Raw genomic sequence first — 15,784 nt, forward strand, 5'->3', positions numbered from 1 at the left:
TGCTTAATTTCTCCCATTGTTGAAACGATCAGCTCGGCCAGAAACCGATGGTGATGAATTCGTTGAATTATGTGTTGTTGTCACAGGCTGATTTGACGGTGTAACCACACGTGGAGATGTCCCTTGTTGCTGAATAATCTTATCAAGTGGCAAGTACATCATATTATTCCCGCCATCTACATCAACCATAACTTTACTGGTATTACTGTAGACTTTTTCCATCGTCGCCAAATATAGGCGTTGACGAGTCACTTCAGGTGCCGCTTGATATTCAGGTAACAATTTTTCAAATCTTGCTACTGAACCTTCAGCATCTAATACCGTTTGTTCTTTATAAGCTAATGCTTCTTGCTCCATCCGCTTAACACGACCGCGAGCACGAGGTTCTATACCTTTTGCATAAGCCTCTGCTTCACGTAAAAATCGTACTTCATCTTCTTGAGCAGCGATAGCATCGTCAAAGGCATCTTTTACTTCTTCAGGAGGACGAGCATCTTTAAAGTTAACATCAACAATGAGTATGCCAAGGTTGTATGGCGTAATGATTTTTTCTAACTCACTCCAAACTGATTGACGAACAATTTCACGGCCACTTGTTAAAACATCGTCCATTCTAGAATGGCCAACAACATATCGCAGTGCACTGTCTAATGATTGACTTAAACTGTCATCAGCATTAGTAACACTAAAAACATAGTTACGCGGATCCACAACGCGGTACTGAATTTGCATTTCCACACGTACTACATTTTCATCTTGCGTTAACATGAAACCAGATGCAGGTAAATCTCGAGTTGTCTGCATATCAACAGGTATTACCCGTTCAACAAATGTCCATTTCCAGCGTAAGCCTGGTTCAACTGTGCCAGCATATTGTCCAAACCTTAAAACAATACCCTTTTCAGCTTCTTTAATTGTATAAAAACCACTAAAGGCGTATACGAGTACTGCGACAATAATTGCTAAGCCAAGCCCTATTGATGAAAAGCTTTTACCGCCACCACCACTAGACTTTCCGCCAAATACACCACCAAACTTATTACCTAAATCTTTTATCAAGTCATCAAGATCAGGTGGCCCCTGGTTTTTTCCGCCTTTATTTTTCCAGGGATCTTTATCATCTTTCCCTGGTTCGTTCCAAGCCATAACGCTCTCCGCTATTAATACTTATGTCTATAAGTGACATATTAAGTCAAGAATCGGTCTAATATATCAGTCTGTTAACTTTCAATAAAGCGTTCTATGTATGCTTCATCTTGTTTTCTTAATTTATTCCACTGTTGAACAGGTAATTTAACCGCTAATAAACAATTACCTTGTTCATCGTATTCTTCCTGTTCGATACAATTTAATTCATACAAAGCGCCTCGTAATTTGCCATAAGATGGTGGAATTTTTAAACTCACCTTTACTATTTGGCGCGCCATGCGCTCACTTAACGCCTTAAACATTAAATCAATACCTAAACCTGCTTGTGCAGAAAGCCAAACACGAATTGGTAGCCCTGATTCGTCTCTATCTATCCTTGGTTCACCATCTTCTAGCATATCAATTTTGTTACAAATTAATAATTGTGGTACCTCACCTGCTTCAATTTCATCAAGCACCGCTTGAACTTGATCAATATTTTCTGAGCGTCGCTCATCAGCGATATCGATAACATGTAGCAATAACTCTGCTTCTCGCGTTTCAGTTAACGTCGCTTTAAATGCCGCTACTAAATCGTGAGGTAAATGACGAATAAAGCCAACAGTATCAGCTAAAATTACACGTCCAACATCTTCAACATCAATTTTACGTAGTGTTGGATCTAGCGTTGCAAACAGTTGATCTGCTGCATAAACGCCTGCTTGCGTGATCCGGTTAAACAATGTTGATTTTCCCGCATTGGTATAACCGACTAATGATATCGTAGGAATTTCCGCTCTGTTTCTTGCCCTGCGACCTTGTTGACGTTGCTTTTCAACCTTAACTAATCGCTTACGGATGTTTGTCATACGTTCTCGCAATAAACGTCGATCGGTTTCAAGTTGCGTTTCCCCTGGACCTCGAAGCCCTATACCACCTTTTTGACGCTCTAAATGAGTCCAGCCACGAATTAATCTTGTACTAATGTGCTTTAACTGTGCTAATTCAACTTGTAATTTACCCTCGTGGGTACGTGCACGCTGCGCGAAAATGTCCAAAATTAATGTGGTTCGATCTACAACTCGACACTTACATAACGCTTCAATGTTTTTTTCTTGAGATGGAGATAGACTATGGTTAAACAGTACGACATTTGCTTGATAGAGCGATACAGCTTCTGCAATTTCTTCTGCTTTACCGCTGCCCACAAAATATTTCGGATGCGGCGTATCACGCTTACCTGTTACAACAGCAAGCGATTCAATACCAGCGGAGCTTACAAGCATTTCAAATTCTTGTAAGTCTTCGCGGGCATTTTCATCTGGAAAATCTACATGAACAAGTATCGCCTGTTCACCTGCTTGATAACGATCAAACAAATGAACGACTCCGAACAATACATTTTTCAGGCATTAATCTTGATTTTCCTCAGACTGGTTAAAACCACCTTGAGGAGGCTGAGGTGCCGTATTCACCGCACGAGCTGGAACAACAGTAGAAATAGCATGTTTATATACCATTTGACTAACCGTGTTTTTTAATAAAATAACAAATTGATCAAATGATTCTACTTGTCCTTGTAGTTTGATGCCATTTACTAAGTATATTGCTACTGGAATGCGATCACGACGTAACGCATTTAAAAATGGGTCTTGTAAAGATTGCCCCTTTGCCATTATTTGGCCCCTTTTGTTATTGTTGTCAAAATCAACGAGTTCGTTTACTCAAAATTTGGCGCTTTATTCGATAGTCAATTGTTTTTTATTATTCAATACTACCTGCAAAACTAATTATACATCAATGTTTAAACTTTGCTTAATGCGTTTAAAATTTCTTGGAGATTGTTTTTATTCTCCATATCTAGCCAAGTTAAAGATGGCCAATTGCGTAACCAAGTTAGCTGACGTTTTGCTAATTGTCTGGTTGCACATATCCCTTTAAAAACCATTTCATCATGGTTGTACTCACCATGCAAATATTGCCACATTTGACGATACCCTACACATCGAATAGAGGGTAAATTTTCATGTAGGTCGCCACGTTCTTTTAATTTAACAACCTCTTGTTCAAATGCTTGGGCAATCATCTGCCTAAACCTAAGTTCTATTCGCGCATGCAAATCTTTACGTTCTTTAGGTGCAATCGCGAACTGTAGAACATTACCTGATAGTGTCTCACCTTTTATCGCCGTTAATTGTGTTAAAGTGTTACCTGTAATACGAAACACTTCCAAAGCTCTCGTTAAGCGCTGGGGATCATTTGGATGAATTCGCTCTGCCGACGTAGGATCAATTTTACTCAATTCATCATGCAATGCTTGCCAACCTTCAACCTTCGCTTTAGCTTCAATTTTAGCTCTTATTTCACCGTTTGCTTCCGGCAACGGAGAAATACCTTCTATCAAGCTTTTAAAATACATCATAGTGCCACCAACCAAAATTGGTATACGACCTTTGGCGCGTATCTCCGCAACTTCTCGCAGTGCATCTTGACAAAACTCAGCAGCTGAATAGCTCTCACTTGCATCTTTGATATCAATTAATCGATGCGGATACTTTGCCAATTCAGCAGGTGTTGGCTTAGCGGTTCCTATATCCATGTTTTTATAGACAAGTGCTGAATCCACACTAATTATTTCACATGGCAAGGCGTCATAAAGCTCAAAAGCCAGTGCAGTTTTGCCGGAGGCTGTTGGCCCCATTAAACAAATCACTGGCGGAAGCTCATTGGTCATTGATGACATACCGAATCTTAAAGCCTACTGTAACTTCTGTATTGCAGATGTAAGGTCAACAAGTGTTGATTTCAAGACTTGTTGCTGTTTATTTTTATCGGGATAAAAATGCTGCAATTCGTTTAAAACAGACAACATACTTTCTGCACTAAATTCTGCGGGTGTAGCAACGTCAGCTAATACGTCTTGCCAAACACTGTCTTCCGTTAAATCACGCGTCAGTAACTTAGTCATTAATTGATGATAACAGGCACTCACATCGACATTGCGCAGTATGGCTGGAAACTGACGAAGCTGTATATTTTTACTATCAAGCAATTTTACGACAATACCAAGGCGCACAAGCTGTTCTTCATACTGACATATGAGTTCTTGATGAGCGGCGTCTGCTGCAAGTTTAATGGGTAGAAGTAAAGGCTGGCTTGTTATGCCTTTTTGCCATTGCTGTGCAATCTTTTCTCGCATTAACTGCCTCGTTAAGCTTTTTAGACAAAACAGTGTTAACTGCTGCGTACTTTCGAGTATAAGCACATAATGCGGCGCGATAAAATGCCACTTTGCTAAGTCTGAAGACGCAATTTTTGTTGACTCTGGTTCAGCTATTGGCGTCATTAGCCGGTGATAGTTTTGTACAGCACTATCAGTTATAGACGCCCGATGCGGGTCAAAAGGTGTGACACCTCGTGAAGAAGTTCCAGTCGTATTACTTGAACGCTTCAATGGTGCAACATACTCTTGTACTTTTTCTGTAGCATGAGCGACAGCACTCTCTGCATCGTTTGCTTGATAGTAGCTAGTGTTATCTGTTTCTTCATCAGGCAGGAGTGTTTTTTGCGACGTTAACGTACGATGACAGGTCGCATAAATAAAGTCATGAATGTAACGACCTTGATGAAACCTCACCTCATGTTTTGCAGGATGAACGTTTACATCTACTTCACGTACATCTAACGACAAAAATAAGACAAACGCGGGGTAAGCGTCGTTGGGTAACAAATCTTGATACGCTTGCCTTATTGCATGATTAATTAGTTTATCTCGCATCATACGGCCATTAACGTAACTATAGCATAGGTCATTTTGTCCACGATAAAAGCTTGGTTTGGCTAACCAACCCATTAACGATAAACCGTTATGTTGACAGTTAATTTCAACCGCATGGTCAATAAAGGCTTGCCCGCACACCTGGGCAACACGTTTACTTCGCTTTGTGTCGGAATCAGCTAAACGATATTGCTTAATAACTTTATGATTATGCGTCAGTGTAATCGCCACATCAAAGCGTGCCAGTGCGATCCTTTTAATCACTTCTTCGATATGCGCAAATTCTGTTTTTTCAGTACGAAGAAACTTTCGTCTAGCAGGTGTATTAAAAAATAAATCAACAACGTCTATGGTTGTTCCATTACCATGTGCTGCAGGTTGCACTACAACATCCATGTCTCTGCCTTCAGCGTGCGCTTGCCAAGCTTCAGTTTGTTTCGCAGGTTTAGACGTTAATGATAAGCGAGCTACGGAGCTGATACTGGCGAGTGCTTCTCCTCGAAAACCCAAGGAAGCAATACCTTCTAAGTCATTCAAGACCTTAATTTTACTCGTGGCGTGCCTACTCAATGCCAGTGTCAGTTCATTTTTTGCAATACCACTACCGTTATCAGAAATACGGATGCGTTTAGCGCCACCCTTTTCAATATCGATTTTAATGGCTGTAGCACCAGCATCTAAACTATTTTCAACAAGCTCCTTTACTACAGAAGCAGGACGTTCTACAACTTCTCCAGCAGCAATTTGGTTGGCCAGTTGAGCAGGTAAAATTTCAATGGTCATAAATCAGTCTGCGCGTGGAATTTTAAGCGTTTGCCCTATACGAACAATATTTGAGGTCAGTTTATTCACCGATTTAAGTTGCTTAACAGAAACATTATATTTATGCGCAACGACCGACAATGATTCACCGCGAGAAATTTTATGTTTACGGTAACCGACAGAGGCATAATACGTCCCATCGGGCGCATTCGCGGCAAAGTAATTATCAACAGACCTAAAAATAGCGCGCGCCAGCTTTTGTTGGTGATGACTCGAATTAAGCCTTTTCTCTTCCGCAGGATTAGAAATAAAACCTGTTTCAATTAATACACTGGGAATATCTGAAGATTTTAGTACCGCTAAGCTTAACCCTTCTGGTTTTTTCTTGTGTAATTTCGTTACTTTACCTAGCTCATGCAACACATATTCTGCAAACGTATAGCTACTTGCCATCGTATATTCTTTTTTCATGTCGGCTAACGTTAACGCTAGATTGTGATCTTTTGTTTTTTTAATCGTATCGCCGGCACCACCTAGTAACTCTGATTCTTTTTGGCGATTTGCTATCCAACGGGTAAATTCAGAATTAGCTCTTCGGCTTGATTGAACGAGTACGGAAGCGCCATGAGGTTGTGATGAAGTAAAAGCATCGGCATGTATAGACACCAATAAATCCGCTTTATTTTTACGGGCAATTACGGTTTTACGGTTATGATTAACGTAATAATCACCTGTTCTAATCATAACTGCAGATAACCCCTTCTGAGCATCTATTAACTTGGCTAGCTTTTTGGCAATTTTCAAAGTTACATGTTTTTCGTAACTGCCACGAGCTCCAATAGAGCCTGGGTCTTCACCACCATGGCCTGCAACAATAGCAACGACAATATCTCGCTTACCTTGATTGATTGGCGCAGCTTGTTGCACCACACGGTTTTGGTCAAAAAGATCAACAACTAAACGGTCACCATATTGTCCTGCGGGCGGCAAAGCAAACACTTCAAGTTTAAAGGCGTCATTTAATTCTAATACTAATCGCGTACCATGTTTATTTTTAGGGGTTGATGTGCGAATTTTTTTGATACGTTTATCATTATTTAGCACATTTTTAAGCGCTGCAAAATTTTGGGTATGGTTAAAATCAATGACTAAACGTTGCGGGTTCTTAAGAGAAAAATAACTGTAGTCGGGCGTTGTTTTTAGATCAAACACCACGCGCGTATTTTCTGGTGCGGGCCAAACCCGCACACTATCAATACCGTTACTTGCAACAGAATCATTCGCATAAATCATCATGAAAATGCTTGCTATAATCGATATTATAGCAACCGAACGTTGCAACATGTTTTCTACCTCTTTAATAACACTCCCCTAATACTGCCAAAAGTGCACGTCCTTTGGAAGTGTGAGCGACGATTTCTACATCTCTTTGTTCTTCGTTATATTGTAAGTAAATACTAATATCTGCTTCAGGGAGCACACCTACACCACGTTCTGGCCATTCTATAAAGCAACAAGCATTATCATTAAAATAATCTCGAATGCCCATGAACTCTAACTCTTCCGGATCAGACAATCTATACAAGTCAAAATGATAGGCTTGCCATTCTCCCAGTTCATAAGGTTCAACTAAGGTATAAGTTGGACTCTTAACCTTACCTGAATGCCCAAGCCCTTGCACAAAACCTCTGGTAAGTGTTGTTTTGCCTGCACCTAAGTCACCATGCAAATAAGCAACAATACCGCTTTTTAGTTCATTTACTACTGCCTGCGCTAGTGCATTGCCAAAAGCAACTGTCGCCTGCTCATCAATCAATCGTATATTGATATTATCTACTACCATTGTTTATTCACTTATTGAGTAACTGTTGAATCGGCAAAAATAGATCGCTTGCTAACATGCCAATTTTACCCTGTTGGTTCGCTATTATATCAGCAGCACCACCATGGATATATACTGCCAATCTTGTTGCTTTAACTGGACAATCTAATTGCATAAGTAACGCGGCGATTATACCGGATAATACATCTCCCATGCCACCTGAAGCCATTCCAGAATTACCTGACGTGTTGATCCAAATATTCAAACCATCTGAAATTAGCGAACCCGCCCCTTTCAGCACACAAACACCACCGTATTGACTAGCAATCGCTTTAACCGCTTTAAAGCGATCTTTTTCAATATCTGCAATGCTACACCTTAACAAAGCGGCTGCCTCACCTGGGTGAGGCGTTAATACCCAATCGTTTCTTTTTAATGGTTCTTTTGCCAATAACTGTAAACCATCGGCATCTATCACTAACGGTTTTTTCTGTTGTAAAACCAAATTAAATAATGTTGATGCCCACCTATTCTGCCCTAAACCTGGCCCTAGCAATAAAACCTTGGCTTTTTCGAGTAATAAGCTATTGGCAAGCTGCTCTACACTATCTGGTGCAAGCATTAATTCTGGGCGACCAGCTAGCACCGTTTGATGATTTTCCTGATGACATGAAACGGCTACGAGTGAAGCTCCTGCGCGCAATGCAGCTTCACTTGCCAATCTAATCGCGCCAGGTAAGCCCTGATTACCACCAACGGCCAACAATACACCAACATTACCTTTATGACATATGTTGCTACGTACAGGCTTATTTGGAATAGCGTGTAAACCTTGAATAAAAACATTAGCACGACATGTCTGTTGAAAACACTCATTTAAGGACAGCCCAGCAAGCAAAAGTTCACCAACGTAATCTGCCGCTTGCCCTGTCATTAACCCTTGTTTAACGGCAATAAAGGTTACCGTTTCGGTAGCACAAATCGATGCCGTTGCAACGTAACCAGTGGTGGCATTTAATCCTGAAGGTACGTCAACACTAACCGTGGCAATGTCTGTTTGGTTAATGATCTGAATCAAATTGGCAAGTGCGACATCTAACTCTCCTTGGTAGCCAATACCAAACAGGGCATCAACGATTAGATCATAAGTATTATCAATAAAAAATCGTGACGTCAGTAGCAGTTCACTTTGATAAATAATGGTAACATTTGTGTGTTGCAATTGTTGAAATGCCTTGGCTGCATCACCTTTTATTTGCTCTTCTTCAGCACATAAATAAACGGTAACATTTAGCCCAGCTTCGTAAGCTAACCTCGCAATGACCAAGCCATCTCCACCATTATTCCCCTTTCCTGCGAGCACAAATAATTGAGTCACCTTCGGGTATTGTTCTTGAATATGGGAAAAAACCGCTTGCCCTGCTTTTTCCATAAGTGCATACAGATCAATTCTCTGTTGGGAAGCGACACGTTGTTCATTCGCCAACACCTCTGTCGCGCAATAGGCGCTTTGTGGTAAACTGGTCAACAATCTTGTTACCGGCATTGTTTAGTTCTCAATTAATGAATCATTCCACTATCAACTATCTCGTGTTAGCAGAAAAAATCAAGTGTTGGGGAAAAGAACTTGGTTTTGCTGACGTCGGTTTTAGTGATATTGATCTCTCCGAATATAAAGAATCATTCAAGCAATGGTTAGATAACGAATACCATGGAGACATGAGTTACATGACTAATCATGGTGATATGCGTATTCACCCAGAGCAACTTCATCCAGGAACAATCCGAGTGATCAGTGTCAGAATGGATTACTTACCTAAAGATGCTCGCTTTGCAGAAACACTGAAAAATAAAGATAAAGCCTATATTAGTCGTTACGCACTTGGTCGTGATTATCATAAGTTAATGCGCAAGCGATTAAAGGCTCTCGGTGAAAAAATTAAAACATATTGCCTTGATTTTGATTATCGTCCATTTGTTGATTCAGCCCCTATTTTAGAACGCCCGCTTGCTGAAAAAGCTGGGTTAGGCTGGGTTGGCAAGCATAGTCTTATTATTAATAAGCAAGCAGGTTCTTGGTTTTTTCTCGGTGAGTTATTAGTCAACATTCCATTGCCAACTGCAAAAAAACAACAAGACTTATGCGGTTCATGTGTTGCCTGCATGAAAATTTGCCCAACACAAGCAATCGTTGCTCCATACCAAGTAGATGCAAGGCGTTGTATATCCTATTTAACCATAGAACGACGCGATTCGATTCCAGAAGAGTTTAGGCCGCTCATTGGTAATCGCATTTATGGGTGTGATGATTGTCAATTAATCTGCCCTTGGAACAAATATGCTCAGGTAACGAACGAGGTAGACTTTCAAGTAAGGCAAGATTTAAATACAGCAACGTTGCTTGAATTATTTGCATGGGATGAAACAACTTTTATGAACAATTTACAAGGGTCACCCATTAGAAGAATAGGTCACGAATGTTGGCAACGAAACATTGCTGTAGCACTTGGTAATAGCGACTACTCAAAAGAGGTGGTAAACGCCTTACAAGAGATGCTACCTAACAGCACGCCAATGGTTGCTGAACATATATGTTGGGCGCTACAGCAACAAAATCAATCAGACGTTGAAGACAAAGATCAAAATAAAGTGCAACGGTTAAATGCACGGTTAATTCGTTCAATTGAAAAAGGTTTACCAAGAGATGCGTAAAAAGAGGACGCTTTGATCGTCAACGGGCTCTTACTCACTTAACGGTGCTTGCTCTTGCGTATTTCGGAAAAAGCTTAACCACTTATCTTTAACTTCATTGACGACTTCAGCGTTTTTACCTTCTAATTTTGAACTATCAAATAATTTTATTGCTTTGTCGGCGAATGGGTAGTCTGCTTCGTTTAATTGCTCTGCTTCCTTCATAGCAGTCATAATTTTTAATAACGTAATGGAAAACTTCACACTATTCGGCGCTAATTGAATGGCTTGTAAAACGGATTCTAACGCTGGTGAATAACGTTCTTTCTGAAAGTGTTCAACTGCCATATCATGAAGTTGTTTAGGCGTGAAATGAATATCGGCACGTTCTTGGGTTTCTTGCTCTATATATCGGTTGACGACCTGACTCGTTAACGACTCCCCAGATATTTGATTTTTAATTGCTTCGAGCAGCAACATAGCTTCTTCGCGCATGCCCAATTCATGAAAGACTTTAACTTTATCTAAGTTATCTTCTATTTCTGGCGTTGGTCTTAACGATATTTGATTTTCAACAATACGCGCTGCACGCTTTTCTTCATTTTGTGCTCTAAATAATCTTGCCTGCGCTACGGCAATTTGCTCTTTAAACTCGGCTGCTTCAGGATAGTCTTCAGTAATTTGCTGAATATGTCTTTCCATTTGTTTTAATAACTTATCAGCACTACCATCAGTCACCGTTATTGCGAGATCGATTCCTGCCCTAACGACGTTTAATAGTAAATTAGGCGAATCATGAATCGAATTTTTTGCGTTGGTAACAATATTCTTTGTCGCTTGAAATTGTCCAAGGTGATCATGGTTTAAGCGTGCTAGATCCCATGACTTTTTATTACGCTCAATATTTCTTGGGGCTAGCGCTGTTGCCTTTTTGATTTCTTCGTAGGCAACATCATACCTTTCTTGTTCAATGTTGTATTGGGCAAGCAAATCATGCATTGCAAAACGAGTTTCAGGCCTATCAGCTAACTTATCAATAAGTTCGTGAATTTCATCAATACGCCCTTGTTTCAACAGTGCTTTAACGTATCCGAGGTAAACCCAGCCAAACTTATATTTTTTTAATAATCCCTTAAAGAATATTTCTGCTTCACTAAACTCCAACAAACTCAGTAATGCTTCACCACGCATACGCAGAATATTAGGGTGTAGATGACGTAATGACTTGTTTAATAAATGTCGATCGGCAAAATATATGACTTTAGAAAACTCACGGCGATCAATTGCTTGATAAAGGTTATACAAGGTACTTTTAACCTTTAACGTATTGGCCAATCGCTCTTTCACAAGCTTGGGTACCAAAGGCTTGACCCAAAAGTCATCAGGTTGCAACTCTATAATCGAATTAACGAGGCTTTCGCTTGTTTCTGTGCTAAGAAAAATAAGCACGGTACGCTTTGTTACATGACCTTTAAACTTTAATTCTTCTAATAAATGAAAGCCATCTTTATCACTGTTTACATTAAAAGAACATATAACCACTTGAAACTGCAATTCATTGCAAAGCCGCATACTGTAATAAGCATTTTGGGCGCACCTTACTTCTCGCACGCCAATATCATACAAAGTCTTCTTCAACGTATCATGAATTAAAGTATTATCGTCAATTATTAATACTTTAAGTTCTTCATAACCAACAAAAAAATCTTTTTCGAGGGCTGCCATTAATTGTTCCGCGTTTGTGTGTTGTTGCTCTTATTACTATGTACCCATTGTGCACATCTGTCCAAAACTTGGTACTTTTGTTCGTTGGTATATTTGCTCCAACTAACTATTTCGTCGACATGACGACCACATCCAAGGCAAATGTCTACATCATTCAAACAACATTTTCGAATACAAGGGCTTAATGTTTTACTGTCAATTTTCATCTTTTAAATAGCTTCACAGAATTGAACTAATGACTGCTTTTGAGAGATTACCGCTTGTAGCGCCTTATCTGTGCTTTGTTCATTATCCGATATCATTGCGTCATTTAACGCCTCTACGCTTAATAGTAAATCATGTGCTGCCAGAATTCGGCAACGATTGGTCAATAAGATGAATTGTTCTTTAAATTGAGTTTTGTTTTTATGTTTTACAGCATATTTTATGTCAACGATCGCTTGAGAAATATCTTTAATATAATCATCCAACATGAATACCGCCAATTCAGGCGTGCCTTGATTAGCTGCATATTTTACCAAATCAAATGGTGGCGAATCTCCATTACCCTGTTCATCTAGACTGACCTCTGTGTTAACACCTTTATGTTCAACAACAGAGTTCTCTTGAACAGGCGCTGCTTTTGTAACGGCACTATTTATCGTTTTTGGTGACTTAACATAATGTTGAACGGCCAACCAAGGTTTAAGTTGTTCAATAAGTTGCTCTAATTGGTCAATAGGTGCAAGCTCGTCTATATGCCAATGTTGGAAAGCCTCTGGTTTGGCCAAATCTAGTTTCGTTGCACCAAGATGAAATACGCCTCGAATCAATTTTCGTCCTGCAGATAGCTCTATATAAGGCGACTGTAAAAAATCAGTAAACAATAAAATATATTTCCCTGTTTTCCACTGATTAATCGCCTGTTGAGGTTCACTAACAGTGGTTACTTTCAGTCCTAACCATTGCAGTAATGTAAGTAGTGGAGCTTGTTTGCTTAGTTGCGAACTTGCAACTAGCGCTTCTATTTTTGTCGCATTAAATCGAAACGTTGATAACTTATCTGCTGAAACAAGCACATTATTATCAGCATCACTTTGAGTTAATTGCTTTATGCTGGTTACTATTTGCCTGCTAGTCAGCACTCCATCAGCTAATGTACACAAACCTTGTTGAGTAAGCTGACCTCCGGAATACGAATGTAAAAATAACAACTTAGGCGCAATTTTACTTGGTATACTAGTGAAGTAAGCTTTGATGGCATCGTAGCCTTTTTTACCAATGTCTGGGGTAATAATTAGTGCAGCAATAGCATGTTGCTTTAGGTGTTTAATATGTAAAGCGTCAAAAACATGCTCTACCGTAGAGAAAACCTCAACCTTGCCATTACCAGCTATAACACTCTGTTGTATTTTTTCTTTTATTAACTCATCATTCGATAACACATAGATTTGCTGTTGTTTTAAATCTACATGTTGCTCATCATCAATATGATGTGTATTACTCTGCGTCGCCAACGGTAGCTCAAATGAGAGTATAAAACCCTCCTTACTTGATTCAATACGAATTTCTTCAATATGCAAAACGCTTCGCAAGGCTTTTACATACTGAACAACAAGGGGCGAAATTGCATTACTCTCATGCTTTGCTAGCAATTTTACAATAGCAGGCACCTTATTTTTTGTACCTTTGTTGCGCACTTCATAACTAATAGTCAATACTTGTTGGCCAGGGTTAACATCTTTAATATCTGCAGAGAGGCATAGCGATGCAGATATTTGCTCTTGTAAAACAAGCTTACCAATAGCAAACAAAAAATCACTCACAAAAGGTTGATTTAACGTGACCTGTCGCTCAATTTTGCCATTTAGTGTCAAAAATACGCGGTTAGTTTTCGATTTTTGCTGCAAGGCAATATTATGAGCAACTGATTGTATAAAGTTATTAAAATCCAAGTCGGCAGTATACATCTGCTGTTTGTCGTTATTTGCCGATAAAAATAGTGCTTGTTGACACCAGACTATTGTATCTTGTAGGCGACGATAAATTTGATGATAATGTTCTTCGTAACCCTTGGCGAAATTTTGTCCTTGTAATAAGGCTCTGGTTACATTTAACTGCAGCTCCAAAAGTTTTTGTTGATGGTCCTGTCTTAACGCTTTTATCGTTGTTTGGGCATTGTTGTTTTCTTCAATTAGTGCCTGTTGACTCTCAATAAAAACATGCCTGTCTTGCACTAATACTTTCCAAGTACTATCGATATACTCTAGCGTTATACCTAAACTCGCCCGCCAAATATTTTCAACAATACAATGCGCCGAACTTTGCGATGCTTTACTGGCTCTCGCTGTCGCTAACAATACTCGTAAATTTTTCTTATCAAATATTTTTCGCCAAGCACTGTAAACACCTTCGTGGTTTTTATTGAGTAATGGCTGTAATGGCGTTGGTATAACAGGTTGAGCGGCTTTAATTTCAGTGTATGCTACGTCTAAATGCGTTGCATAAAAGGCATGCAACGCCTGCAAACTATCATGCAACTGCTGATAATCTTGTTCACTGTGTTCGGGTTTAAAAGCTTGTGATATATATTCATTAATTGTTGTGAGCGTTTGATTTGATAAATAACTTTTATCAATTTCTTCACCACGAATACTATCCGAAACAACAGTAGTTACTTGATTATCAAACTGTTTGACTTTGCGTTTAGCAGTGCGAACCCAAACAGCAAATAAACAATACATGCAGATAACGATTACCAGTACTGATAGTAGATACGTCCTGTAATCGTAGTCCACGTATTGTTTTACTGCATTGGCAATAACACTTGGAAATTGTGTTTGTGCTATTTTCGATACTTTGATGGGTGTTATCAACGCGATTAGCGATTTACGCTCATTCTTTATTTGTTCAAAATACTCTGTCGCGATACGAATATGTCCACGCCACTTTGCAACAGCATTTTGTTCACCAAACATCAATGCTTGCAATTCTTGCAGGACCTGATCTAACGAAGTGGTTGCGTTGGTGTTATCGGCAGCGATTAACCTTGTTTTCCATTGTTGAAGTGATTGTTCCAACGCATTGGTTCGGTAATTAAATTCTGCTAATTCGCTGCGAGCGGTCAAACGTTCAAATACCACTTGCAATTCTATAATATCATCTAACGTATTACCTATTAGCAACAGCTCATCATTTAATATTAAGTGCGCTCTTGCCCGTGAAACCGTGACGTCATCTGTTACTTTGTCATCTATGATTTGTTGATTCAATGCTGCTAATTCAGGCTGTTTAAGTGCCATTTCTTGTTGTAGTTGATCACGCACTAATTGTAGTTGTGTCATAACTGCTCTGCGCAAAAGCGCATTACGTTCAACATGTTCTGATAACGTACTTACTTGTGGCTTCAATTTTTCTAGTCGAGCAATCAATAATGTTAACTGCCTTTTAGCCGCAGGCGTCATTTGCTTTACTTGTTCAAGATGGACTATCAAATTTTGATGAGATGTAGATAAGCTATCGCTGGGTGAACTGTTAATAAGTTGTTCAAAAAACACTAAGCTTTGCCAAGTTAGTTGATGTAATTGCGCTTGTTTTTGCAGAGTAGGAACCGAGGAATCATTTACAAATTCTAATTCAGTTTCACGGGCATAAATCAAATATATTAGAAAAATAACTGTCGCTAGAAAGACCAAAGAAACCTTGGTAAAAAAAGAAGACATTTGCCCATGAAATGTTGTTTTAGAATCCATGCGTTGTTCAACTACCTACAAAAATGTATTGATACGCCAAATCAGCGATTAAACGATAGCGTATTGAACTGGGCACATAGAGTGGGTTGAACCTTCAGGAAGCCTCCTATCCATGTTCAACACGCATTAAGACAGTTTATGGAATTC

Annotated in this window: 12 protein-coding genes; 1 reads left to right on the forward strand and 11 read right to left on the reverse strand. The window is 39.4% G+C overall.

The features are described 5' to 3' along the window. Nucleotides 1-3: 3 nt before the first annotated feature. The 8 genes from hflK to QUE09_RS15800 all read right to left on the reverse strand — a co-directional run bounded on the left by hflK (nucleotide 4) and on the right by QUE09_RS15800 (nucleotide 9,036). Entirely contained in the window at nucleotides 4-1,146 is a 1,143-nt protein-coding gene (gene hflK, locus QUE09_RS15765; RefSeq protein WP_286233831.1) for an FtsH protease activity modulator HflK, read from the reverse strand. Between the two features lie 74 nt (nucleotides 1,147-1,220). Then, complete coding sequence (hflX, locus tag QUE09_RS15770) at nucleotides 1,221-2,507, reverse strand: ribosome rescue GTPase HflX (RefSeq protein ID WP_286233832.1); 1,287 nt, start codon at nucleotides 2,505-2,507, stop codon at nucleotides 1,221-1,223. Nucleotides 2,508-2,540: 33 nt separating this feature from the next. Beyond that, a complete protein-coding gene (gene hfq, locus QUE09_RS15775) occupies nucleotides 2,541-2,804 on the reverse strand; it encodes an RNA chaperone Hfq (RefSeq protein WP_286233833.1) in 264 nt (87 codons plus the stop codon). A 128-nt stretch (nucleotides 2,805-2,932) separates the two neighbouring features. Further along, the gene (gene miaA / locus QUE09_RS15780; RefSeq protein WP_286235952.1) at nucleotides 2,933-3,862 is read right to left on the reverse strand and encodes a tRNA (adenosine(37)-N6)-dimethylallyltransferase MiaA; all 930 of its coding nucleotides are present in this window, start codon (nucleotides 3,860-3,862) and stop codon (nucleotides 2,933-2,935) included. A 24-nt stretch (nucleotides 3,863-3,886) separates the two neighbouring features. Beyond that, nucleotides 3,887-5,689 carry a DNA mismatch repair endonuclease MutL gene (gene mutL / locus QUE09_RS15785; protein WP_286233834.1) on the reverse strand — a complete coding sequence of 601 codons (1,803 nt, stop codon included), beginning with the start codon at nucleotides 5,687-5,689 and terminating at the stop codon, nucleotides 3,887-3,889. A gap of 3 nt (nucleotides 5,690-5,692) precedes the next feature. Further along, nucleotides 5,693-7,012 (reverse strand): N-acetylmuramoyl-L-alanine amidase, encoded by a 1,320-nt coding sequence (locus QUE09_RS15790; protein WP_286233835.1) that lies wholly within the window; start codon nucleotides 7,010-7,012, stop codon nucleotides 5,693-5,695. Between the two features lie 13 nt (nucleotides 7,013-7,025). Further along, nucleotides 7,026-7,511, reverse strand: coding sequence for a tRNA (adenosine(37)-N6)-threonylcarbamoyltransferase complex ATPase subunit type 1 TsaE (tsaE, locus tag QUE09_RS15795; protein WP_286233836.1), 486 nt, complete (start codon nucleotides 7,509-7,511; stop codon nucleotides 7,026-7,028). A gap of 7 nt (nucleotides 7,512-7,518) precedes the next feature. Then, nucleotides 7,519-9,036, reverse strand: coding sequence for an NAD(P)H-hydrate dehydratase (locus tag QUE09_RS15800; RefSeq protein WP_286233837.1), 1,518 nt, complete (start codon nucleotides 9,034-9,036; stop codon nucleotides 7,519-7,521). A gap of 17 nt (nucleotides 9,037-9,053) precedes the next feature. Here QUE09_RS15800 and queG point away from each other — a divergent pair, with 17 nt between their 5' ends. Then, nucleotides 9,054-10,202 (forward strand): tRNA epoxyqueuosine(34) reductase QueG, encoded by a 1,149-nt coding sequence (gene queG, locus QUE09_RS15805; protein ID WP_286235953.1) that lies wholly within the window; start codon nucleotides 9,054-9,056, stop codon nucleotides 10,200-10,202. 30 nt (nucleotides 10,203-10,232) lie between these two features. On the opposite strand, the gene QUE09_RS15810 is transcribed toward queG, so the two are convergent. From QUE09_RS15810 to QUE09_RS15820, 3 genes are read right to left on the reverse strand one after another with little or no spacing between them, the layout of a single operon-like run. Then, entirely contained in the window at nucleotides 10,233-11,906 is a 1,674-nt protein-coding gene (locus tag QUE09_RS15810; protein WP_286233838.1) for a response regulator, read from the reverse strand. Further along, nucleotides 11,906-12,112 (reverse strand): DUF1289 domain-containing protein, encoded by a 207-nt coding sequence (locus QUE09_RS15815; protein WP_286233839.1) that lies wholly within the window; start codon nucleotides 12,110-12,112, stop codon nucleotides 11,906-11,908. The genes QUE09_RS15810 and QUE09_RS15815 overlap by 1 nt, the downstream gene beginning before the upstream one ends. 3 nt (nucleotides 12,113-12,115) lie before the next feature. Further along, nucleotides 12,116-15,637, reverse strand: coding sequence for a hypothetical protein (locus tag QUE09_RS15820; protein ID WP_286233840.1), 3,522 nt, complete (start codon nucleotides 15,635-15,637; stop codon nucleotides 12,116-12,118). Between the last annotated feature and the right edge of the window lie 147 nt (nucleotides 15,638-15,784).

It is taken from the genome of Thalassotalea sediminis, from assembly GCF_030295915.1.
Classification (GTDB): domain Bacteria; phylum Pseudomonadota; class Gammaproteobacteria; order Enterobacterales; family Alteromonadaceae; genus Thalassotalea_C; species Thalassotalea_C sediminis.

Excerpts from the sequence above, each read along its gene's own strand:
- hflK (WP_286233831.1), bottom strand. The coding sequence starts at position 1,146 with ATGGCTTGGAACGAACCAGGGAAAGATGATAAAGATCCCTGGAAAAAT.
- hfq (WP_286233833.1), bottom strand. The coding sequence starts at position 2,804 with ATGGCAAAGGGGCAATCTTTACAAGACCCATTTTTAAATGCGTTACGT.
- miaA (WP_286235952.1), bottom strand. The coding sequence starts at position 3,862 with ATGACCAATGAGCTTCCGCCAGTGATTTGTTTAATGGGGCCAACAGCC.
- mutL (WP_286233834.1), bottom strand. The coding sequence starts at position 5,689 with ATGACCATTGAAATTTTACCTGCTCAACTGGCCAACCAAATTGCTGCT.
- QUE09_RS15790 (WP_286233835.1), bottom strand. The coding sequence starts at position 7,012 with ATGTTGCAACGTTCGGTTGCTATAATATCGATTATAGCAAGCATTTTC.
- tsaE (WP_286233836.1), bottom strand. The coding sequence starts at position 7,511 with ATGGTAGTAGATAATATCAATATACGATTGATTGATGAGCAGGCGACA.
- QUE09_RS15800 (WP_286233837.1), bottom strand. The coding sequence starts at position 9,036 with ATGCCGGTAACAAGATTGTTGACCAGTTTACCACAAAGCGCCTATTGC.
- queG (WP_286235953.1), top strand. The coding sequence starts at position 9,054 with ATGAATCATTCCACTATCAACTATCTCGTGTTAGCAGAAAAAATCAAG.
- QUE09_RS15810 (WP_286233838.1), bottom strand. The coding sequence starts at position 11,906 with ATGGCAGCCCTCGAAAAAGATTTTTTTGTTGGTTATGAAGAACTTAAA.
- QUE09_RS15815 (WP_286233839.1), bottom strand. The coding sequence starts at position 12,112 with ATGAAAATTGACAGTAAAACATTAAGCCCTTGTATTCGAAAATGTTGT.
- QUE09_RS15820 (WP_286233840.1), bottom strand. The coding sequence starts at position 15,637 with ATGGATTCTAAAACAACATTTCATGGGCAAATGTCTTCTTTTTTTACC.